The sequence below is a fragment of the Nocardia sp. NPDC005978 genome (assembly GCF_040614455.1).
Taxonomy (GTDB): Bacteria; Actinomycetota; Actinomycetes; order Mycobacteriales; family Mycobacteriaceae; genus Nocardia.
Genome location: NZ_JBEXUS010000037.1, coordinates 37,844 through 60,147 on the forward strand (window position 1 = coordinate 37,844; position 22,304 = coordinate 60,147).

Annotated in this window: 15 protein-coding genes and 1 pseudogene; 12 read left to right on the top strand and 4 right to left on the bottom strand. The window is 70.7% G+C overall.

Annotated features, from left to right (window positions below; genetic code table 11):
• The first annotated feature begins 71 nt into the window (after positions 1–71).
• The 4 genes and pseudogenes from ABZ319_RS18705 (at position 72) to ABZ319_RS18720 (ending at position 10,645) form a co-directional block, all read left to right on the top strand.
• Entirely contained in the window at positions 72–1,949 is a 1,878-nt protein-coding gene (locus tag ABZ319_RS18705) for a TIGR02677 family protein (protein WP_354987704.1), read from the top strand.
• Positions 1,949–3,316: pseudogene (locus ABZ319_RS18710) on the top strand (TIGR02678 family protein); the annotation flags it as partial. The gene ABZ319_RS18705 and the pseudogene ABZ319_RS18710, both read left to right, overlap by 1 nt.
• Before the next feature lie 725 nt (positions 3,317–4,041).
• The gene (locus ABZ319_RS18715; protein ID WP_354987676.1) at positions 4,042–8,847 is read left to right on the top strand and encodes an SbcC/MukB-like Walker B domain-containing protein; all 4,806 of its coding nucleotides are present in this window, start codon (positions 4,042–4,044) and stop codon (positions 8,845–8,847) included.
• 580 nt (positions 8,848–9,427) lie between these two features.
• Complete coding sequence (locus tag ABZ319_RS18720; RefSeq protein ID WP_354987677.1) at positions 9,428–10,645, top strand: hypothetical protein; 1,218 nt, start codon at positions 9,428–9,430, stop codon at positions 10,643–10,645.
• 258 nt (positions 10,646–10,903) lie between these two features.
• Here ABZ319_RS18720 and ABZ319_RS18725 read toward each other — a convergent pair whose 3' ends face one another.
• From ABZ319_RS18725 to ABZ319_RS18740, 4 genes are all read right to left on the bottom strand, one after another.
• Positions 10,904–12,292, bottom strand: coding sequence for a metallophosphoesterase (locus tag ABZ319_RS18725; RefSeq protein ID WP_354987678.1), 1,389 nt, complete (start codon positions 12,290–12,292; stop codon positions 10,904–10,906).
• 219 nt (positions 12,293–12,511) lie between these two features.
• On the bottom strand, positions 12,512–12,748 hold the full coding sequence (locus ABZ319_RS18730) for a hypothetical protein (protein WP_354987679.1): 237 nt from the start codon (positions 12,746–12,748) through the stop codon (positions 12,512–12,514).
• A gap of 144 nt (positions 12,749–12,892) precedes the next feature.
• Positions 12,893–13,495 (bottom strand): M15 family metallopeptidase, encoded by a 603-nt coding sequence (locus ABZ319_RS18735; protein ID WP_354987680.1) that lies wholly within the window; start codon positions 13,493–13,495, stop codon positions 12,893–12,895.
• 17 nt (positions 13,496–13,512) lie between these two features.
• Complete coding sequence (locus tag ABZ319_RS18740) at positions 13,513–15,189, bottom strand: fumarate hydratase (RefSeq protein WP_354987681.1); 1,677 nt, start codon at positions 15,187–15,189, stop codon at positions 13,513–13,515.
• Positions 15,190–15,488: 299 nt separating this feature from the next.
• Between ABZ319_RS18740 and ABZ319_RS18745 the strand changes: the two genes are divergently transcribed.
• From ABZ319_RS18745 to ABZ319_RS18780, 8 genes are all read left to right on the top strand, one after another.
• The gene (locus ABZ319_RS18745) at positions 15,489–16,289 is read left to right on the top strand and encodes a helix-turn-helix transcriptional regulator (protein ID WP_354987682.1); all 801 of its coding nucleotides are present in this window, start codon (positions 15,489–15,491) and stop codon (positions 16,287–16,289) included.
• A gap of 100 nt (positions 16,290–16,389) precedes the next feature.
• Positions 16,390–16,539 (top strand): hypothetical protein, encoded by a 150-nt coding sequence (locus tag ABZ319_RS18750; RefSeq protein WP_354987683.1) that lies wholly within the window; start codon positions 16,390–16,392, stop codon positions 16,537–16,539.
• Between the two features lie 154 nt (positions 16,540–16,693).
• On the top strand, positions 16,694–17,170 hold the full coding sequence (locus tag ABZ319_RS18755; RefSeq protein WP_354987684.1) for a MarR family winged helix-turn-helix transcriptional regulator: 477 nt from the start codon (positions 16,694–16,696) through the stop codon (positions 17,168–17,170).
• Positions 17,171–17,365: 195 nt separating this feature from the next.
• Positions 17,366–18,262, top strand: coding sequence for an STAS domain-containing protein (locus ABZ319_RS18760; protein ID WP_354987685.1), 897 nt, complete (start codon positions 17,366–17,368; stop codon positions 18,260–18,262).
• 14 nt (positions 18,263–18,276) lie between these two features.
• Positions 18,277–18,666, top strand: coding sequence for an STAS domain-containing protein (locus ABZ319_RS18765; RefSeq protein WP_354987686.1), 390 nt, complete (start codon positions 18,277–18,279; stop codon positions 18,664–18,666).
• A complete protein-coding gene (locus ABZ319_RS18770; RefSeq protein ID WP_354987705.1) occupies positions 18,644–19,069 on the top strand; it encodes an ATP-binding protein in 426 nt (141 codons plus the stop codon). The genes ABZ319_RS18765 and ABZ319_RS18770 overlap by 23 nt, the downstream gene beginning before the upstream one ends.
• A complete protein-coding gene (locus ABZ319_RS18775) occupies positions 19,062–19,784 on the top strand; it encodes a SpoIIE family protein phosphatase (RefSeq protein ID WP_354987687.1) in 723 nt (240 codons plus the stop codon). The genes ABZ319_RS18770 and ABZ319_RS18775 overlap by 8 nt, the downstream gene beginning before the upstream one ends.
• Positions 19,781–22,138, top strand: coding sequence for a SpoIIE family protein phosphatase (locus ABZ319_RS18780; RefSeq protein ID WP_354987688.1), 2,358 nt, complete (start codon positions 19,781–19,783; stop codon positions 22,136–22,138). The genes ABZ319_RS18775 and ABZ319_RS18780 overlap by 4 nt, the downstream gene beginning before the upstream one ends.
• Positions 22,139–22,304: the final 166 nt, after the last annotated feature.

Consider the following 22,304-nt stretch of genomic DNA (forward strand, 5'->3'; position numbering starts at 1 on the left):
TACCCGCCGCAATGCCGGACCGGTCGGTGGGCGGTACTACCCTTGCCCCGGTGTACGAGTCCGCTGACGGATTGCTGCCCGGCCCCGAGGGGGTTCGGGCCGAGGAGTTCCCGCACGCCGACCGGCTGCGGCTGTTCTCCTTCGCCACCGCCGAGAAGCGGGGCGACTACCTGTGGGTTCTGCGCGCGTTCGATATCGCCCGGGGTGCGTACGTGGTGCTGCTGCACGCCTCCGACGTCGTGGAGACGCTCGGACGTTGCCCGGGGGCTCCGGAGCTGACGCCCACCGAGGTGGGGCCGCTGCTCGAGCAGCTGCATCAGTGGGGTGTACTCGAGCGCAGTTATGACGGGACGCGGGCAGCGACGCTGGCCGAATACCGGAACCGGCACTTCGTGTATCAGTTCTCCCAGGCGGGATTTCAGGCATTTCGGGCAGTGTCGGAGGTGCTGGAGGCGCGGCTCGACGAAGCCTCGCTGTCGCGGCTCGTGCTGCCGGAACTGCTGGCGGATCTGCACACCCTCGCCGAGGCCAATCGCACCGGGGACTCGCCGCAGGTCTACCGGGTGCTCGCGCGCCTGGACCGCGCGCTGTCGGATCTGGCCGAGCGGGCCGCGCACTTCTATCTGACCCTGGGCGATCTGGTGCGCACCACCGAGGCCACGCCCGAGGCGTTCCTCGCGCACAAGGACGCGCTGCTGGCGCACATGCGCGAGTTCTCCATGGATCTGGCCCGGTTCGCGCCGCGCCTGGCCGCGGCGATTCGCGCGGTCGAGGACACCGGGGTCGACGAGCTCATCGAGCGCGCGGCGCACTGCGACGAGCGGGTGCTGCTCAATCGCGCCGAGCGGCAGGAGGATTGGCGCGCCCGCTGGCAGGGCCTGCGCTCCTGGTTCGTGAACGACGCGGGCGAGGGCGGCATCACCGAATGCGATCGGCTGCGCGAGGCCACCATGAGCGCGATCGCCGCGGTGCTGTCGCTGCTGCGCCGGGTCACCGAGACGCGCAAGGGCGGGGTGAGCCGGGAATCGGCGCTGCGGCATCTGGCGGGCTGGTTCACCGCCGCGCCCTCCGCCGACGCCGCGCACGCGCTGTTCGACGCGGTCTTCGGGCTGGGCCGGCCCCGGCACCTGGCCATGCAGCATCCCGACGCCGATGTCATTCCGGCCATTCGGTCCTGGTGGGACGCACCGCCTCTGGAGATCGCGCGCACCCTGGCCGAGACCGGCCGCCCGCCCACGCCCGGCGCTCCCGCCCGGCTGCAGCGCAACGACGCGGGCATCCGCCGGCTGCGCCAGACCCAGCTGGACTCCCAGCGCGCACGGGCCCGGGCGGCGGCCTCGCTGGCCGCCTCCGACATCCACGAACGCGAACTCGACGAAGGTGAGACCGAGGTGCTGCTGCGCCTGCTGGACGCGGCCTCCACCGCCTGGGTTCCGGTCAGCGGAAGGGTGCCGGGCACCACGGGTTCCGACAGCGGGGTGACGCTCACCGTCTCCGAATGCGAGGGCTCGACCGCCGTGCGCACGGCCCGCGGGCTGCTGCACCTGAACAATCGCCGCCTCCAGGTGCGCGACACCGCCGCGCTGCGCAAGGACAAGTCCGGTTCTCCCGCCCGCGCGAAGGCGCCCGGCGGGCCGCGCGAGGGCGGACCGGATGCCGCTGCCGCACAACGGAGTCCGGGTGTCGAGACCGCCACCGGCGGCACATCATCGCCCGGCACGGGCGGCACAGCTCCGGTCGGCACCGGCGGCGCATTCGCTCTCACCACCGACGGCACATCGTCGGTCGCCAGCGGCGGCACATCGCCGGATGCCACCGGCCACACGGTGGCGACCGACCCTGGCGTCACATCAGCGGTCGGCGACCGGCAGCCGGAGGTCACCGCCGCCGGATCGGATGCCGGGCGCGCGGGTGGCGCGGACGCCGCCGTCGAGCAGGGGGTGCGCTGATGCACGCGCGAGGCATCGATTCGCTGGCGCTGGACGGCTATCAGCGTGCGGCGCGGGTGGTGCTGGCCAATCACCTGATCACCCGGCAGTACCCGGATCGCATTGCGTTGCCGCTGGTTCGGCGGTGGGCGACCGAACTGCGCGAAGATCTCGCCGAGCTGTTCGGGTACCGGCTCGAGGTCACCGAGACCACCGCGCGGCTGTTCCCGGTGCTGGATCGGCTGGAGTCCGGGCGGCCGGGGCGGACCACCGCGGATCGGCTCTTCGACCGCCGCCGCTACGCGTATCTGGCGTTGGCGCTGGCCGCGCTGGGGCGAGCCGGGGATCAGATCACGCTGTCGGAGTTGGCCGATCAGGTCGCCTCGTACACCGAGCGGGTGGACGGGCTGGATCTGGCGGCCGACCGCGCCGCGGACCGGGATGCCTTCGTCGACGCCGTGGGCTGGCTGGCCGCGCGCGGCGCGGTGACCCTGGCGGACGGTGACGCCGGGGGCTGGGCGAGCGATCCCGAAGCGGGCGAAGCGCTCTACGACATCGACCGCTCGGTGGTGTTCGCGCTGTTCCGGCCGCCGCGCGCGCTGCAGCATCTGCACAGTGTGACCGGGCTGCTGGGTGAGGAGGCCGGCGGCAAGGACACGCGCTCCCCCGCGCAGTCGCTGGCCGCGCGCAAGGTGCGGCGCGCCCTGGTCGAACAGCCGGTGGTGTACGCCGACGACTTCGCCGAACCGCACCGCACGATGCTCGCCCAGGAGAAGCTCGTCGCCGAGGTGGAGCTGATCACCGGCCTGCGGGCCGAACGGCGCGCGGAGGGCGTCGCGCTCATCGACAGTTCGGGGCGGCTCTCGGACGTGCGGTTCCCCGGCACCGGCACCCTCGCGCAGGTGGCGCTGCTGCTGGCCGGGGAGATCGCGGATCTGGTGCTGGACATCGACAATCCGGTGTTCCGCATGCCCCGGCCCGAACGGCCCCTGACAGATCTGGTGGAACAGCTCGACAGCGCGATCCCCCGTTCCAGCGTCTTCGCTCCCCTCGCCGATCCCGTCGACATCTTCGGCCCGGACGAGGACCCCGCGGACCCCGAAGACGTTGCGGAGCCGGAGATTCCGGAGTTCCCGTTCGTCGCGTCCGAATGGATCGGCGACACGGTCCGGATGCTCACCCACCGGTACGGCGCGACCTTCGCCGCGCAATGGCAGGCCGATGTGCCGGGCCTCACGGCCGAGGCGGTGAGCCTGCTCGAGCGCCTGCGCCTGGTCGAACCGATCGGCACCGGCCTGCTGGTCCTGCCCGCCCTGGCCCGCTACCGCGGCGCGATAGTCACCATCCGCAGCCGCGCGGAGACCGAACTGTTCAGCTCCGCAACCGAACTCGGCACACCGGCGGCCGGGGAGCCCGTGCGCGACGCGGACGGCGACGACCGGCCCGATAGCGCGGACGGTGACGGAACGTCCTCGGCCAATGTCGCCGACCCGGTCGCGACGGTCGAATCCGCCACCGAAGTGGTCGCTCCCGGCGCGGGGCCGACCGAGCACGACGTCTCCGACCTCAGCGCGGATCGAGACCTGTCCTCGGCAACGGCGCCGCCGGAGGGTGGCGGAGGTGCCGCGGCATCGGCTGGAGACACGGTCGCAACGATCGAATCCGTGGCGGACGCGGTCGAATCCGTGGCCGGGGCGGACGAATCCGCCACTGGAGCTGACGAATCCGTCACCGGGGACACCGTTCCCGGCGCGGGGCCGACCGAGAACGACGTCTCCGACCTCAGCGCGGTGGGAGACCTGCCGTCCGATGCTGTGGAGCCGGATCCGTCGACCGCCGCGGGACACGGGGAGACCGACCGCCCCGCCGCACGGGCGGATGACCCCGCGACCCGGGACATGTCGGGCGGCACACGGCCGCCCGACGCCGCGGGTCCGAATCCGGCGGCGGGTGACGACATGCCGGGTGCGGGGCGCGGCGGGGACTCGCCACGTGACGAAGCGGGCAGCGGCTCACCGGGTGACCGCGAGCCGGCGGCCGACACGGCGGCGGGTCCGGAGCGGCGGGGCGATATGCAGACGGCAGATTTCATCGAGAAGGGTTCCGGGGACTGATGGCAGAGCTCATTCACGGTGGCGTCCGCTTCGTTCCCACGCGCGCGGGCATCGTCAATCTGTGGGACTACCGCGACCAGGAGTTCTGCTTCGGCGACGGCAGGCTCGTGCTGCGGGGGCCCAACGGCTCTGGTAAGACCAAGGCCCTCGAGGTGCTGTTCCCGTTCGTGCTGGACGGGCGGATCGAGCCGCGCCGGCTCAATCCGTTCGCCGGTGAAGAGCGCACCATGAAGTCGAATCTGCTGTACCGCAAGCAGGAATCGGCGTATTCGTACGTGTGGATGGAGTTCGCGCGCGGCAGCTGGGACGCGCCCGAAGCGGTGACCATCGGCATCGGCATGCGCGCCACCCGCTCCTCGGACAAGGTGACGCGCTGGTACTTCGTCGCCGACGGCCGCGTGGGCGTGGACTTCTCACTGCTGGGCCCGGACGACCGCCCGCTCACCCGCAAGCAGCTGGCCGAGCAGATCGGCGGCGACGCGATCGTGGACCGGCCGGTGGAGTATCGCGCCGCCATCGACGCGCGCATGTTCGGGCTCGGGCAGCAGCGCTACGACCAGCTCATCAATCTCATTCTGACCCTGCGCCGCCCGCAGCTGGCCAAGAACCTCGACCCGCGCGGGCTCTCGCAGGCGCTCACCGACGGTCTGCGCCCGCTGGACGAGCAGATGATCCTGGACGCGGCGCGCTCGTTCAGCGATATGGAAGAGGTCGGCCGGACCCTGGAGGGCCTGGTGCAGGCCGACACCGCCACCCGCGCGTTCGTCGGGGTGTACCGCAAATACCTTGCGGTACAGGCCAAGACCGATGTCGATCAGGTTCGCACGCGGTTGGACGCGGTGACACACGCCGGAACCGCGCTGCACGCGGCCGCGGCGCTGCGCCGGCGCCGCGATGGTGAGCGCGCGGCCGTGGAAACGCGAGCCGAGGACGCCGACCGCGCCTACGAACAGGCGCTCTCCGATCGCGAGACGCTGCAGCGTTCGAGCGCCTACGAGGGCAAACAGCAGCTCGACGACCTCGCCGACGCGGTGCGCCGCCTGGAAGCCTCGTCCGCGGTGCACCACGACAAGTCCCTCAAGGCCCGCCAGACCGTCGATCAGCGCGCCGGGGAGTCCGAGCGCGCCTTGGCCGCCGTGCAGCACGCCGCCGCGGCCATGGCCCGCGGCGAGGACGAATTGCGCACGGCCGCCGAGGAAGCCGGCATCGCCTGGACCGCGCTGCCCGAACAGGCCCGCGCCGAACACCTCACCACCACGGTCCGCGCGCACGCCGAGGAACGCGACGCCGACGTGCGCGCGGTCCGCCGCGCCCTGACCCTGGTCGAGGCCGCCGCCACCGAACGGACCCGGGCCGAACGAGCCGCCCAGCGCGCCACCGAACTCCGCGAGTCCGCGGCCGTGGACCTCGCCGAGACCGAGGCCGCCGTGGCCCTGACCCGCGCCGACACCGCGACCGCCCTGCGCGATTGGTGGGACAGCCACCGCGAGGTCTACTCCCCCATCCGCGAAGGCCTGTTCGAGTCCCTGGACGAGGCCCTCGCCCAGGCGGGCACCGAGCATTCGGCGCGGCCGCCCGCAGCCGCGAAGGGCAAGCGACGCGGGCGTGGTGCGTCGGCCGGGACCTCACCGGCGAGCGGTTCGAGCGGCACGCTTGGATCCGGCCCCGTGAGCCGTTCGAGCGGCGCGCTTGGATCCGGCCCCGCGAGCGGTTCGGGCGGCGCGCTCGGAACCAGTTCCGTGAGCGGTTCGAGCGGCGCGCTCGGAACCGGACCCGCGAGCAGTTCCGGCACGGACGGGGCCGATGGCGCGGGTGGTTCCGGCACGGACTCCCCCGTGACCCCGGGTGATTCCGCGACCACCCCGGCCCGGAACACCCTGGCGGCAGCGCTTTCCGACGAGCCATCGGTCGCGCTCACGCCGGCCGAAGTGCTCGCCGAGCGCTCGGAACCGCTCACCGAGGAGATCCGGACCCGCCGCCAGGAAGCCCGCGCCCACGCGGCCCAGGCCACCGCGCGCGCCGCCGAGTTGCGCGCCGAACGCGAGCAGGTCGCGGCCGAACGGGACGACGCCCCACCGGCTTTCCACGCCCGAGCCGATCGCAACCGGCTCGGATCGCCGCACGCCGGGACATCCGGTACGCCGGGCGCCGCACGCGCTGCGAGTCGCACGCGGGGCGCGGCCGAGAGCACGGTCGACGAGATCGCCGGTGCGAATGACGCGGCAGGCGCGCAGGTCTCGAACGGTCCGGCAGGGAGCACGACCGCATCGGCCGCGAGCGCAGCCGGTGCGAATGACGCGGCGCGCGCGCAGGTCTCGAATGATTCGCCAGGTGGCGCGACCGCCTCGGCCGCACCCGCGGGCGCACCGCTGTGGCGGCTCGTGCGGTTCGCCGACTCGATCGAGCCCGGTGCCGCGGCGGGTATCGAGGCCGCATTGCAGGCGGCGAACCTGCTCGACGGGTGGGTGTGCGCGGGTGCGGATCTGCCCGAGCACGCCTCCGATCAGTTCCTGGTGCCCCTGCCGGCGGGGCAACGGCCCACCGGGCGCACGCTCGCCGACGTGCTAGTCGTCGAGGAGGACTCCGGTGACCTGGCGGTGCCGCGCGAGCGCGTCGCCGAGGTGCTGGCCTCGATCGCGCTGTACGAGGAGACGACCGCGCGGGTCGCGACCGCCACCACCGCCGTCGGCGCGGACGGGCAGCTGACCGTCGGCACCGACGGCCGGTTCCGGCAGGGGGTCCAGGTCGGGCGGCACGCCAAGGGTGACGCCGAGTTCATCGGCAGCACCGCGCGCGCTCGGCGCCGGGAACTGCGCCTGGCCGAGCTGGCCGCCGCCATCGAGACCGCCGAGACCGAGGCCCGGGACGCGAAGGCCGCCGAACAGGCCGCCACCGAGGAACTGGGACGGGTGTCCGCGGCGTCGAAGGCGTTGCCGCGCACCACCGCTGTCACCGCCGCCCTGCGCGCGGTCTCGGAGGCCGCGGGCATGCTGCGATCGCGATCCGAGGCCGCCGCGCAGGCCGAGCGCGACATCGACCAGGCCGTGAACGAGTACGCCGCCGCCGACAAGAAGGTGCGCGCGATCGCGGCCGAGCACCGGGTCCCGCGCGAACCCGCCGAACTCGACGCACTCGCCGCGGCGGTCCGGCACTTCGAGAACGCGGGCACCGCGCTGCTGCGCCTGCGCGGGGATCACGCCCGCGAGCACGAGCGCTCCCGCGAGACCTCCGACCGGCTCGACGAGGCCACCGATCTCGCCGAGGCGTTCGCCGAGGAGGCCGAGGCCGCGCGCTCGGGCTACGAGGAGCAGCTGCGCAAGCTCGAGACCCTGCGCGAGGCCCTGGGAGCCGGGGCCGCCGACATCGATCGCGAACTCGAGGCCGCCCGCGAACGGATCGACGCGGCTCGGGCCGAACAGAAGTCGGCTCGCAAGGCCGCGCACGAGGCCATCGAGGCGGTCGGCACCGCCGAGGGCGCGCACCGGGCCGCGCACGAGACCCTGCGGACCGCTCTCACCGAATTGCTCGCCGACGTCCGGCATCTGGCCCCCTACGCGCGCCCGGATCTGCTCAGCCTGCTCGGCGCACCCGTCGAGAACCGCTGGCCCGCCAGCGATGCCGCCTGGTCCACCCCCGAGCAGCTGCTGTACCGCATCGAGAACGGCGACCCCGAACAGGACATGCGGGTGCTGCCGGAGGAGGTCGCGACCCTGTTCGAGAACCTCGCCGCCGCAACCGCTTCGGTGCGCGCGGGCGAGGCGACCCGCAAGTCCACCCGCAGCGCGGTCACCGCCGCACTGCAGGAGTTCGACGCCGCGCTCACCGCCGCCCGCCAGGACTACCGCCTGCACTGGGACGCCGCCGACGGCCTGACCGTGGTGCAGGTCCACGACGATCACGGCCTGTCCGCGCTCGCCGATTTCGCCGAGCGCATCGGCGGCGCGCGCAAGGATCAGGAACTGCTGCTCACCGACTCCGAACGCCGCATCCTCGAGGACGCGCTGCTGACCGGACTCGCGCAGCAGATTCACGAACGCACCAGCGACGCCCGCGATCTCATCACCCGCATGGGCACCGAGATGAAGCAGCGGCGCATGTCCTCGGGCAACACCATCGGCGTGCACTGGGTGCTGGCGGACAATCTCTCCGAACCCGCCCGAGCGGTGTGCAAGCTCCTGGACCGCGACTCCTCGGAACTGGTGCCCGACGATCTGGCCACCATTCGCTCGCACTTCGCGGCCGAGATCCGCTCGGCGCGCGCCGCGCACCCCGAGCGTTCGTTCCCCGAGATCCTGGCCGCGACACTGGATTACCGCGCGTGGCGGGTGTTCTCCTTCACCATCATCACCTCCGACGGCACCGAGGACCGGCTCACCGTGGCCCGGCACAGCGCGCTCTCGGGCGGTGAGCAGTCGGTCTCGCTGCACCTGCCGCTGTTCGCGGCCGCGCACGTCATGCTGGATTCGGCCGACCCGCAGGCCCCGCGCCTGCTGGCGCTGGACGAAGCCTTCGCCGGCGTCGACGACAACGGTAAGAGCGAACTGCTGGGCCTGTCCGTGCAATTCGATCTGGACCTGTTCATGACCGGCTACGACCTCTGGATCACCTACGCGCACGTGCCCGGCTGCGCGCACTACGATCTGGCGCACTCGGCGGCGGAGAACACCGTCAGCGCGACGCTGCTGGTGTGGGACAGCGCCGATCTGCTGGCCGAGCACGACGGCTCGGACCTGACCACGGCGCTGGGCTCCCCTAATCGGCGACGGCTCCCGCACGCGGTGGAGGGTGCGGTAGCGCTGCTCTGAGTCCTGCTCGTGCACCGGACATTCGGGAAGTTCGATCGAATTGTCCGGTGCACAACAAGCCGCACCGGTGCGGCCCGCCAGTCGCGCCCCGCCGATATGCCCGGAATCGCGCCCGCGGCCCCTGCCCGAAACGCGTACCGAGGGCACCCGATTCGGGTGGCAGCCGACGGCAGCGCATTCACTACGCTACGAAACGCGGCGTCGAGTGAGCCCGCGCACACGGTCCCGGCGATTGGTTCCGAACGCCCGGTTCGATGCGCGATGCCGGATTCGCCGCCGCCCGACGCGCACCGCCACCCGGCCGCGCGACCGATCCATGCCCGTTCCGCATCACCGAATCTCGCGAATCCGTCAGCGGGACAGTACCGATCACCCACCTTGACACCCGGGCCGATACCACCCGGTAAACGTCCCGGGCAAGATCGGATTGCGCGTGTCGCGGCGCGGCGCGCCGTAAGGATTGGTGCATCGGCAAATCAACAGTTTCGCCGAGAGGCAGTTATCGACTAGAAATGTTTTCCGTGCCGATCCCTTTCGAGTTCACCGCTCGCCCATCGAACTTCCCCGGACAGGGGTCCTGATGACTCTCGAACATCCGCCCGAGGACGACGTCTCCCAGCTGGCGCGGCGGGTCGAGAAGGCCCGCGGCCGGCTGGTCTACCAGTTCGATCCCGCCCTCACCGAAGCGCTCTCGGAAAACGAGCTGCAAGCCGAACGCGAGCTGGCCGAGCGCATCCGCGACGAGGATCGCTCGCAGCGCTGGAAGCAAGCCGAGGCGGCGGCCGCCACGGCCGACCGCACGCGGCAGACCACCCAAGAGATTGAGAAGGCCGACATTCGGGACCTCTTGCTCGCTCGCAAGGCGATCGCCGCGCAGCGGCGTGAGTCCAGCCCGCACGCCAAACTGGCGTCGCTGTACAAGCATCGGGCCTGGTCGCTGCGCGCGCTGGCCGGTGTCGTCGCGGCCGGCATGCTCTGGTCCGCGGTCAACGTGCAGCACAACATCGCGCCCGGCGGCCCCAGCGATCCGCTGTTCTGGTTCAGCTACCTGCTCGAAGGCATGATCAGCGTCTGCCTCGTGATCATCATGATCGGCACCAACAAGGTCGCCGAGTGGGGCGTGCTGGACAGCACCAAGCAGGTCGTCGCGGCCGAGATGGCCCTGCTGGGCCTGACGGTCACGCTGAACACCTACCCGTACCTGAAGTCGGGTAGCTGGTACGACGTCGCCGTGCACGCCATCGCGCCCATCATGATCGGCGTCGCGCTGCTGATCCACAACGCCGCGAGCGCCCGGTACGGCCTGGCCATCGTGCGTGCCACCGATCAGATCCGGGATCTGCCGGACCCGGCCGAGCAGATGCGGCGCACGCTGCCGACCGTGGTCAGCTGGCCGACCCGCAATCCCGCGCCGAGCCCGGGCATGGCTCCGGCCACGCCCGCGCTGACCGCGGGCCAGCCGCACGTGGAGTCCGAGCAGATTCGCGACATGGGCAACGCCCAGGTGGTGGACAGCGCCGAGGCCGTCAAGCCGAAGGCCAAGCCCAAGGAGGCTCCGCGCGCACCCGAACGCGAGGAGCGCACCTCGGCCACCACGAAGTCCCGCAAGATGCTCGAGGCCGAGTCCTCGCTCAGTGACGGCGCCGACCCGGTGCCCCCGCTGAACGTGTACGACACCGGCCAGTTCCGGATCGCCGAGACCCTGGAGCAGGAGCTCGCCGAACTGCAGGCCGCGCGCCGTCGCGCCCGGGCCGCCGCGCGTGCCCGCAACGGTGGCTCCGGCGGATTCGACGACTGACCCGGCCGAGCGCCCCCGCGCTCGCGACCAACCCTGCGCGACAACTCCTTCGAGTCGTCCCGCCCCCGGCGTACCCACTCGCACCGGGTGCACGAATCCGGCTCACCCGGCGATAATCAGCTGATCGCCGGGTGAGAACGCCGCCCACGGGCTGCCCACTCCGGGCGCGGTCGCCAGTGATCGGCGCTGGAACCCGCACACGAATCACCGTGCCCACACGCGATTCGGGCCGTGGCCGGTCGCGTCCGTGCCCGCGGCCTAGGCGGCCCCGGCGGCCCGCAGTCCCGAGAAGTCGCGCCGCACCGCGTGATTGCGGTCGGCGCAGCTGCCGAGCGCGTGATCCGGGTGCAGGCCGAGGTACTGGCGGCGGGTGCGGGTGCTCCAGCGCCGTGCGGGTTCGGAGCGCGTCTTGTAGAAGTTCGCGAGGTAGCCGCCCTCGTAGACGCGCAGCAGCGTGTAGCCGCCCGGATACTCCTTGGCCGCCGCCACTTCCAGGAATTCCACGCCGACGCCGATATCGGGCCGGGTCACCCGATTTCGATGCGTGTGCCCGCTGTGATGCAGGAAGACGCCCGGCGCCGATCGGTAGATGCCGTGTAATGCGGCCGCATTCGCCCTGTCGAGCACGAAACCCGGTCCGCCGGGGTTGCTTACCGCCGCGTGCCTCGTGACCGGATGGTGACCGAATACGAGCGTCGGGCGGTCGGGGTCGCTGCGCAGCAGCTCGCGCAGGCGCTCGACCTGGGTCCCGCCGAGGGTGCCGCCGGAGCCCGCGAGCCGGGTGGTGTCCAGTGCGATCAGGCGCAATCCGCCCACCGAGTACTCGATCAACCGCTGATGCGGATGGAAGATCGAGCCCCAGTGGTCGGGTTCGCCTTTGGGCGGCATGTCGTGATTGCCGCGGCAGACGAAGTACTCCCGGCCCAGCGCGCCCCAATCGTCCAGGCGCGCACGCACGGCCAGGGTCTGATCGAGGGTTCCGGTGTCGGTCAGATCGCCCGCGACGATCAACTGGTCGGCACGCCGATTCGGGGCCGCGAGTTCGTCCAGGGCCGCGCCCAGCATGAATTCCGGGTACTGCTCGCCGCGTTCGCCCTCGAGCAGCCCGGGCACCAGTTGCCCGCTGCGGTCCTCGCCGTAGTGCAGGTCGTTCAGCAGGGCGAGGGTGCGCAGCAGCCGGCCCGGGGGCGGGGTGAGCGTGGTGAAAACCCCGGTGGATTCCGGTGTTCCGGCGCGGCGCGTGACCAGCGTGCGGGCGGGGTGGGCGCGACCGCCGTCCGAATAGGCTTCGAAGCGGTAGGCGCGACCCGGTTCCAGGCCGTGGATCTCGGCGTAGTGGTAGGGGGTGCGCTCGGCGTCGAACAGCCGCACCGGCACGGGCTCGCGGCTGTCCCCCGGTCCGATCCGCACCTCGGTGTCGGCCGGTGCGGGCCGCCAGCGGCCCCGGCGATCGCGAGCGCGCGTTGTCCAGGTCAGGATCACCGAGGTGTCGGTGACGGTGACGACCTCCAGGTCCGAGGCCACCACCGAATTGCCGGTCGCCCGAACGGCATTCGCGCCCGACGGCCGGGGCACGCGCACGGCCACCGCCGCCGCGCCGGTGGCGGCGCCCGCCAGCCATCCGGTCCGAAGTCGAGGATCCAGCATGGGGGCCTCCGTCCGCAGGGTCACCGCACACCGGTGACGCTACGGCCGCCCGTTGAACAGCGGCCGCCCTGCGGCTGACCGATCGGCTTCGCGCAGAAGGATTTTGCCCGCGACGCGTGGTGCCCCGCACCGATCGCTCACACGTTGCCGCGGCACAGCACGCGCCCCACGGGCACAGCCGCATCCCTTACGCGGCAACCTGTTCGACCGACGCGGCGCTCAGCGGCCGGGCGGCTGGTCGGCGGGCACCACGACCGCCGGCCGCGGCTGGGCCGGGGTGCCCGAATGCTGGGCGTAGCCGAGCCAGCCGGTGCCGACGAACACCGCGAGCAGAATCGCGGTGGGCAGTTCCAGGATCAGCCAGCCGGGGGTGAGCACGGCGTCCAGCCCGGTGCGCGGCGGTGCTTTTCTGGGGGCGACACGCGAGATGCGAACGGGAGGGCGCTGCCGGCCCATGGAGCCGAATGCTGTTCGTGTGCGTTGCCTGCCCACCCATGCCTCCGTAGCTAGATATGTGCCGAACCCAGAATGCCGAACTCGGAGCGTGCGCACAGCGGCGAATGACCGGACACCAGAGTGTCCGGTCGGATTTGTTCGCTGCTAGCGCGCGCTCGCGTCCGGTAGTCGCGGCGGGCAGGGGTGATTCGGCAGTGTCTCCAGCTCGAAGTGCCAGTACTCGTTCTCGTAGGAGCGGCACAGCCCCCAGCGATTGCCGTTGGCCTCGAGCCACTGCGCGCCCTCGAGCGGGCCGACGTCGATCGCGTCGCCGGACACGTGGGTGGACTCCTCCGGGGGCAGCACCCAGCGGCGGGCGGCGTCGGGGCTGCCGTAGGTGGCGATGCCGTCCTGCCACAGCGCGTCCTGCTCGCCGTAGGTGCGGTGCCCGGAGGTGATCGAGAGTGGAACACCGGCCGCGTGCGCTTCCGCCGCCGCGGCCCAATAGGCCGCCGCCAGTAGCGGATTCAGGCCGTCGGCGTCATCGGCGATGGCCGTGGCGGCGGGCACGGCGTTCCCGGGCGCCTCGGTGTGCCCCGGCAGGACGGGGGCGGCGTGCGGGCGGGGCGCGGCGCCCGCGGGGGCGGGCAGTACGCCGCCCACCACGCCGGCGCCGGCCAATGCGGCAATCGCGGCATACCGCCGGACGGTCGAGACATTCCGTCGCGCGGTCGAACCCCGCACGTCGTCGCGGCCGTACGCCCGCATCGAATCAGCTCCTTCGCTCAGACTCGTTCCTTGGACCGCTCGCGCACTCGCAGCGCGATCGGCTTCGAGGTTTCGGCGAAGAAGTCGTTGCCTTTGTCATCCACGACGATGAAGGCCGGGAAGTCCTCGACCTCGATCTTCCACACCGCCTCCATGCCGAGTTCAGGGTATTCGAGAACCTCGACGGATTTGATGCAATCGAGCGCGAGCCGCGCGGCGGGTCCGCCGATCGAGCCGAGGTAGAAGCCGCCGTGCGCGTTGCACGCCTTGGTGACCTGGGCCGAGCGATTGCCCTTGGCGAGCATGACGTGCGAGCCGCCCGCGGCCTGGAACTGGTCGACGTAGGAGTCCATGCGGCCCGCGGTGGTAGGGCCGAACGAGCCCGAGGCGTAGCCGTCCGGGGTCTTGGCCGGACCGGCGTAGTAGACGGCCATGTCGCGCATGTACTGCGGCATGGGCTCGCCCGCGTCCAGCCGCTCCTTGATCTTGGCGTGCGCGATGTCGCGCGCCACGACCAGCGGGCCGGTCAGCGAAAGCCGGGTCTTCACCGGGTATTTGGAGAGTTCGGCGCGGATCTCGTCCATCGGCCGGTTCAGGTCGATGCGGACCACGTCGCCGCCCAGGATGGCGTCGGTCTGCTCCGGAAGGTACTGCGCCGGTTCACGTTCGAGCTGCTCGAGGAACACGCCCTCGGCGGTGATCTTGGCGCGGGCCTGGCGGTCGGCCGAGCAGGAGACCGCGATGGCGACCGGGAGCGAGGCGCCGTGCCGGGGCAGGCGGATCACTCGCACGTCGTGGCAGAAGTACTTGCCGCCGAACTGCGCGCCGATGCCGAAGGACTGGGTGAGCTTGAAGACCTGCTCCTCGAGCTCGAGGTCGCGGAAGCCGTGCGCGGCCATCGACCCCTCGGTCGGCATGTTGTCCAGGTAGTGCGCCGAGGCGTACTTGGCCGTCTTCAAGGCGAATTCGGCGCTGGTGCCGCCGATGACGACCGCCAGGTGGTACGGCGGGCAGGCCGCGGTGCCGAGCGAGCGGATCTTCTCGTCCAGGAACTCGAGCATGCGGTCCGGGTTCAGGATGGCCTTGGTCTCCTGGAACAGGAACGACTTGTTGGCCGAACCGCCACCCTTGGCCATGAACAGGAACTTGTAGGCCGGGGACGCGGGATTGCCCTGCTCGGAATACAACTCGACCTGCGCGGGCAGATTCTGACCGGTGTTCTTCTCGTCCCACATGGTGATCGGGGCGAGCTGGGAGTAGCGCAGGTTCAGCTTGGTGTAGGCGTCGAACACACCGCGCGAAATCCATTCCGCGTCATCGGCTCCGGTGAGCACGCCCTCGGACTTCTTGCCCATCACGATCGCGGTGCCGGTGTCCTGGCACATGGGCAGGATGCCGCCCGCGGAGATGTTGACGTTCTTGAGCAGGTCCAGGGCCACGAACCGGTCGTTGCCGCTGGCCTCGGGATCGTCGATGATCTTGCGCAGCTGCTTCAGGTGATCGGGCCGCAGGAAGTGGCTGATGTCGTGCATGGCCTCGGCGGTCAGCATGCGCAGCACCTCGGGCTCGACCTGCAGGAAGCTGCGCCCGCCCGCCTCGAACGTGCTGACACCCTCGGTGGTCAGCAACCGGTACGGGGTCTCGTCGGCACCGATAGGCAGCAGATCCGAGTACAGGAAGTCAGGCGCGGTCACGAATCGCACTCCTCGAGCAGGGCTGGGGCTGTTCAGCCAACGGTTCAAGCAGAAAGACTGTAACCACCGCCGCCCCTGCCCCCGAGCAAAGGCAAGCCTTACCGCACGGTTCGGGACCCCTCACGACGTGCGATCCAGCGCGATGTGAAGTCATATGCAATTGCATCTGCACGGACAATTGCTCTGGAAAGTGACACGCGACACATGGAACACTCGGGCAGGTGCCTCATACACAGGACACGCGCAGCCGCCGAACCAGACATCCCGGGCCGGCGCGAAACCTAACCGGCCCACCGGCTTTGCTCGTACTACTGGGAATCCAGCTACGCCGACTACGCGACGGATGCGGTCTCACCCAGCAGCAGGTCGCGGCGGCCATCCACTTCGACGCATCCAAGATCAGCCGACTCGAATCCGGCGGCTATCGGCACGTTCCCATCGAGACCGTCCGCGCCCTGCTGCGGCTGTACGGGATCCCGGACTCCGCGCAGGCGCGGTACCTGGCCTGCGGCTATGGCGACCGCAGCGATGTAGACCACACCCTGCGACTGGATCTGCTGATGGACCTGGAACCGGTGGCCAAGATCCTGCAGTACGAACAGGCGCTGGTTCCCGTGCTCGCCCAGACGCCCCGATACGCCCGCGCCGCACTCAAATCCGCCCATCCCGATCACGCCCGGCACGAGATCGATCGAATGCTCGCCCAGCGCATGCGCTCGCAACTGACGCTGGGGCGCTCGAATCCCCCGCACGTGTGGATGATCGTCGAGAACGCGGCGTTCCACCGCCCGCTCGGCGGCGAGGCCGTCTGGGCCGAGCAGGTCGAGCACCTCCTGGGCCTGGCGCAACGCCCGCACATCACGCTGCAGATCATCGAGGATCACGCCTGCGGGCCGGCGTTCGTGCGAAACCCCTTCACCTGCTTGCGCTTTGCCGACGCCACGGTTCCCGATCTGCTCTGCCAGCCCGAACTGGCCGACACCCGGTTCTCGGTCGTCCCGCACGAGACCGAGCGCTATCGCCAGTTCCATGTGTTCCTGGCCGGGCAGGCGGCGAGCAGCGGGCACACCATCGATCTGCTGAACGAACTGGCGGGCTGAGGGGTGCGGCGGATACCGGTGCGAACCGAATGTCCGATCGGCGAAAGCAGCGAACCCGTGCGACCGGCCGGCGGGACCACCGCGGCGACCGCGACACCGCGTGCCGATCGGCGTCCCGGCGCCGCTGATCATGGCGACCGCCCCGGTCACCCTCGTCATCCCCGGCCGCGCCGGGGTCGCGGTGGGCGCCGCCCCGGGCGCGCGCAGCGCGGGCGCGCTGCACACTTGCTTCGGTTCGCACAAGCGGTGAACTGCGTATTCGCGCCCGGACTTGTGTGAATCGGCAACGAGTTGTGTGTGTCGGCACAGGTTGCACCTTCAAGTCGGGGGGTGGTTACCTGTGATGATGCGCTTATCGGCGGCGGGGAGGACTTAGCATGAGTGCAGAACCCGGGAGTGGAACCGTGACCGAACCCCGTTGGCTCGACGACGTCGAGACGCGCGCATGGCTGGGATTCGTGTTCACCCGCGACCTCATCGCCGCTGCGGTCGGACGTGATTCCCTGCGGGAATCCAACCTGACCTACGTCGAATACACGGTCCTCGCCCGGCTCGCCGACGCCACCGACCACCGGCGCAGCTTCGCGGAACTGGCCGCGGTGCTCGAATGGTCGCAGAGCCGGCTCTCGCATCAGATCACCCGGATGGAGAAGCGCGGGCTGGTCGCGCGCGAGGCCGTGCCGGACGACGCCCGGCGCACCGCGGCGGTGCTGACCGCCAAGGGCGAGCAGGTGTTGGCGGGCGCCGCGCCCGCGCACGTGGAGAGCGTGCGCCGGCACATGATCGACGTGCTGGACAGCGGACAACTCACCGCACTCGCCGATATCTACGACACCCTGCTGGCCCATCACCGCCGACCGGCCACCCGGAACCCGTCCTGAACCGCGTTTCGATGCCGAAAAAGGTGCTGACCGGCGTTTGGTTTGGCACACGCCGGGTAGTGGGTAAGACTAGGCTCGGCACCGGCTTCCGACCGCGGTCGGCACCGGCGTACGGTCGGCAAATCGGCCGGCGCTGTGCTGGTTGAAGATGAGCGAGCACCCGACCTGGCCTTAGCGAAAGGGGCAGGAATTTCCATGTCCGACGTGTCCATCGGCCTTCCGGCGGATTCACAATCCGCCGGTTCTGTCGACAATCTGCTCCCGCAGCTGGTCGAGCATCTGCGGCAGAACCGCACCGAGCTGCGCGAGGAGTGGGCCCGTCGCATCACCGATGCCCAGCTGCTGACCGCGATGACCCCGGAGGAGATCTTCTCCGAGGCGACCTCGGTCTACGACAACTACGTCGAGGTGCTCGAAACCGGTAGCGTCGAAGCGCTGCAGACCTACGCGCGCGACCTGTCCGAACGAATCATTCCGCGAGGCGTCGAGACCGACGAGGTCGTCGGCATCGTGCTCCTGCTGCGAGATGTGCTGGCCCGCAGCCTCTTCGAGAAGTACCAGAGCGACTTCGAGCTGCTCAAGCGAGTATTGGACGCGTACGAACCGGCCGCCAACCGCATCGCCAACACCGTATCGGTGTCCTTCGTGCAGGAGCGCGAGCGCGTTATCCGCCAGCAGCAGGAAGCCATTCGCGAACTCTCCACCCCCGTGCTCCAGGTGCGCGAGCAGCTGCTGATTCTGCCCATCATCGGCGTCCTGGACTCCCAGCGCGCCCGGCAGCTCACCGAACAGCTGCTGCGCGCCATCCGCGCCAACCGCGCCAAGGTCGTCGTCATCGACATCACCGGTGTGCCGGCGATCGACTCCACCGTGGCCAACCACCTCGTGCAGACCGTCGACGCGTCCGGCCTCATGGGCGCCAATGTCATCATTACCGGCCTGTCGTCGGAGATCGCGCTCACACTGGTGACCATCGGCCTGGATCTGTCGAAGATGAACGCCGTCGGCGACCTTCAGGGCGGTATCGAAGAGGCGGAGCGACTCCTGGGTTACGAGGTGTCGCGAGTTCCCGCCGATCGCGACGGACGGTAAACCGGGACAGGCCAATGCCGGTACCCATACTCAAGCAGGGCACCTATCTGATCGCGTCGGTGCAGTCCGCACTCACCGACGCCGATACCGAGCGCTTGCAGGACGACCTGATGAAGTACGTCAGCAAGTACCGCGCGCAGGGAATCATCGTCGATGTCACCGCAATCGATGTAATGGACTCCTTCGCCGCGAGGTCGCTGCGTACCATCGCCCACATGACCAAGCTGAGAGGCGCGGAAACGGTCATCGTCGGCCTGCAACCCGAAGTCGCATTCGCCATGGTTCAACTCGGACTCACCTTCGAGGGCATGCACACCGCACTGGACCTCGAAGAGGGACTCGCCTGGCTGAACCACAAGATCAATGCACGTGGCCAACGAGATGGTCGTGATCGTGGCCGCTGAAAACGTGGTGATCGCGGTGAAGGTGTCCAACGACATCGTGACCGCACGGCAAGCGGGACTCGAGATGGCAAGCGCTCTCGGCTTCTCGCTCTCCGATCGCACCATGATCGCCACCGCCATCTCGGAGGTGGCGCGAAACATCACGAGCTACGCGGGCACCGGCGAGGTCCGGCTCACGGTGCAGGACCGGGAAGGCCGCCGCTCCATGGTGGTTCAGGCCCAGGATCAGGGCCCCGGCATCCTCGACATCGACCGTGCGCTGGAGGACGGCTACTCCACCGGCCGCGGTCTCGGACTCGGCCTGCCCGGCGCGCGCCGTCTGATGGACGGTCTCGCCATCACTTCCAACCCGGGTCAGGGCACGCTTGTGGAAATGTGGAAGTGGGTACCCACCGGTGCGTGAGGACGGTTTCATCGGCGCGGTGGAATGGGCCGTGGCCGGGCGCGCGCTACCCGGCCAACGGGTATCCGGTGACCGCTCCGTCGTCCTCGACGCGGGCGGTGGCTCAGTGCTTTTCGCGGTCCTGGACGGACTCGGGCACGGCGCCGCCGCCGCCGACGCCGCCGATCGGGCCGCACAGGTGCTGGCCGAGAATCGCGCCGAACCCCTGGATGTGCTGATGCTGCTGTGCCATCGCGCCATGTCCGATACCCGCGGGGCCGCGGTATCGCTGGCCCTGTTCGACTCCGGTGACCGCCTGCACTGGCTGGGCGTCGGAAACGTCGAATCCCGGGTCGTCGCAGCGGCTCCCGGCAAACCCGCCGTTCGCGCCGCCGCCCTGCTCGCCGGCGGCATCGTGGGCTATCTGCTGCCGCCGAACCTGCAACCGCAAACCGTGCCGGTGCGCCCCGGCGATCTGCTGCTCATGTCGACCGACGGCATCACCAGCGACTTCCCCGACGGAATCGATCTGGGCAAGCCGACTTCCGACATCACCGCCGACGTGCTGGCCCGCTACGCCAAGGACACCGACGACGCCCTCGTGCTCGCGGCCCGCCATCGCGGGCATGTGCCGCACGGGCATTCGGTGCAGAGCCAAGCCGCGCACAGTCATTCCGGGCCGGGGCACACCCTCGCGGGTCACCCGGTCCCCGGACACCCGGGCGCCAAGCAATGAGCTCGGTGCTGGCGGCCTTCCGCGACGCGTACACCACCGCGCTGCGGCTGCATCTGCGCGCCCCGAACCAGAACACCCTCGCGGAGGGCTACGAACTCGGCCGGCGCGCCCTGGTCGAGGGCGTCAGCATTCTCGATCTCACCGAACACCATTTCCGCATCCTCGAGCAGGAGGAGCTGCTGCCCGGCCCCGAGGTCGGCGATCGCGGTGAAGCGGCACTGGAATTCCTGCTGCAGACCATGGCCGCACTCGACGTGGCCACCCGCGGCTTCCTGGACGGCAACCGCCGATACGAGCAACAGCGTTCGCGCGCGGACGATCTCGCGGGCCGCGACGCCTTCCGCACCGCGCTGGTGGAGTCGCTGCAGGACGGCTTCTTCGTCGTGGACGCCGAAGGCACACTGGTGGAGGTCAATTCGGCCTTCGGCGCGCTCACCGGGTACGGCCCCGACGGGGTGCCGTACCCGCTCCCCCATCCCTGGACGGTGCCCGACGCGCCGCGCTACCCGGATCTGGGCACCGACGCCGCGCGGTTCGTCACCCCGGTCCGCCATCGCGACGGGCGCCAGCTCTGGCTCGCGGTGAGCACCAGCTCCCTGGTCAAGCCCGAGAACGACGAGCGCATCTTCGTGGGCACCATTCGCGACGTGACCGCCGAACACGATGCGCAGGCGCGTGATCAGGCGATCTCGCGCATGGCCGCGGAGGTGGTCGCGGCCACCAGCGTCGGCGAGGTGCTGGCCGTCGGGCTCGAGGAGCTGCGCCGGGCCGTCGGCGCCGAATCCGCGGTCGTCTCGGTCTGGGACAGCCGTCAGAGCGGGCCGGAATTCTATGTCTCGGACGACTTTCCGACCGAGCAGGCCGCCAAGCAGGGCAACGGCGCCCAGAGCGTCAGCGGTATGCGCAATTCGCTGGCCGCGCACAACAGCTTCGGCGCGGCCACGGGCGACGGGCGCTACGGCGCCGGCCGGGACGGCCGCGAATCGCGCCAGGTGCTCGACGCGCGAGCGCGCGCACTGCTGGACCGGGCACGACTGCGGCCGGGCCGCACCATGTTCGCCATTCCCGAGGGCGCGGCGAGCTCGGAGGGCATCGTCGCACCGCTCGGGGAATCCGGGGACTCGGCGCTGTGGTTGCGGTTCGCCGCGCCGCGGGTCATCACACCGGGCGACTGGGCGCTGTTCTCGCTGCTGATCGGGCATTTGAGCCTGGCGGTGCAGCGAGCGCGGAACTTCGATCAGGCCCGCGCCACGTCGCTGACCCTGCAGCGCGCCATGCTGGGGCCGATCGAGCTGCCGCCGCGCTTCGCGGTGCACTACGAACCCGCGCTGCCGCCGCTCGAGATCGGTGGCGACTGGTACGACGTGGTCCGCCTGGCCGATGACACCATCGGCGTGGTCGTCGGCGATTGCGTCGGCCGCGGGCTGTCCGCCGCCGTCGTCATGGGCCAATTGCGCACCGCCGCACGGGCGCTGCTGCTGCGCGGGGCCGGACCGGCGCAGCTGCTCGCCGAACTCGACACGGTCGCCTCGCGAATTCCGGGGGCCATGTGTACCACGGTGTGCGCGGCGATACTGGATCCGGTGCGCGGGCTCGTGCGCTACTCCAGCGCCGGGCACATGCCGCCGGTGCTGGCCGAACCCGGCACGCGCGGGCGGCTGCTCGAGGGCGGGCGCGCGGTACCGCTGGCCACCTTCGACCTGCCCCGCCGTCCCGAGGCGACCACCGCCATGGCGCCCGGCTCGACGCTGGTGCTGTTCACCGACGGCCTGGTCGAACAGCGCGGCATCGACATCGACGAGCGGTTCGTCGACCTCGCCGACGAATTGACAGGCGCGGCAGGGCAATTGCCGCGCGAGGTCGCCGACGCGGTGCTCGATCGGCTGCGGCCCGACGCCGGGTACGACGACGACATCGCCATGGTGGTCTACCGGCAGCCCCCCGAACCGCTGCGCCTGGACCTGCCCGCCGAACCCGCCGAACTCTCCGGCATCCGCCGCGATCTCAAGTTCTGGCTCGCCGCCGCGGCCGTCCCGCACGATTGCGCCGCGGACCTCATCGCCGCCGCGAACGAGGCGTGCAGCAACAGCATCGAACACGCGTATCTGCAGGGCGGCACCGGTGATCGCGTGCTGCTCACCGCCGAATGCGGGCCGGACACCGTCACCCTCGTGGTCACCGACACCGGCGTCTGGCGGCCGCTGCCGTCCGATCCGGGCCATCGCGGCCGCGGCATCGCCATGATGCGCGCCCTGACCACGCAGCTGGACTTCGATCACTCCGGGCCGGGCACCCAGGTCCGGATGACCACCCGCCTGCCCGCCGTCTCGTTCTCCGCCGCCAGCCGCGTCTGAGGTCGCCGGGTCGCCCGGCGGGTTTCCGGCCGGCGAGCCGCCGACCGCGTCGAGTGTCGACACCCGCGGCGGCACGACCCGGCTCCTGCGACTCGCCGTAGGACACACCGAGCGCGAGGTTGCCGGGCGCGCCCCGAAAACTTGGGGCAATCACACAATCGACTGT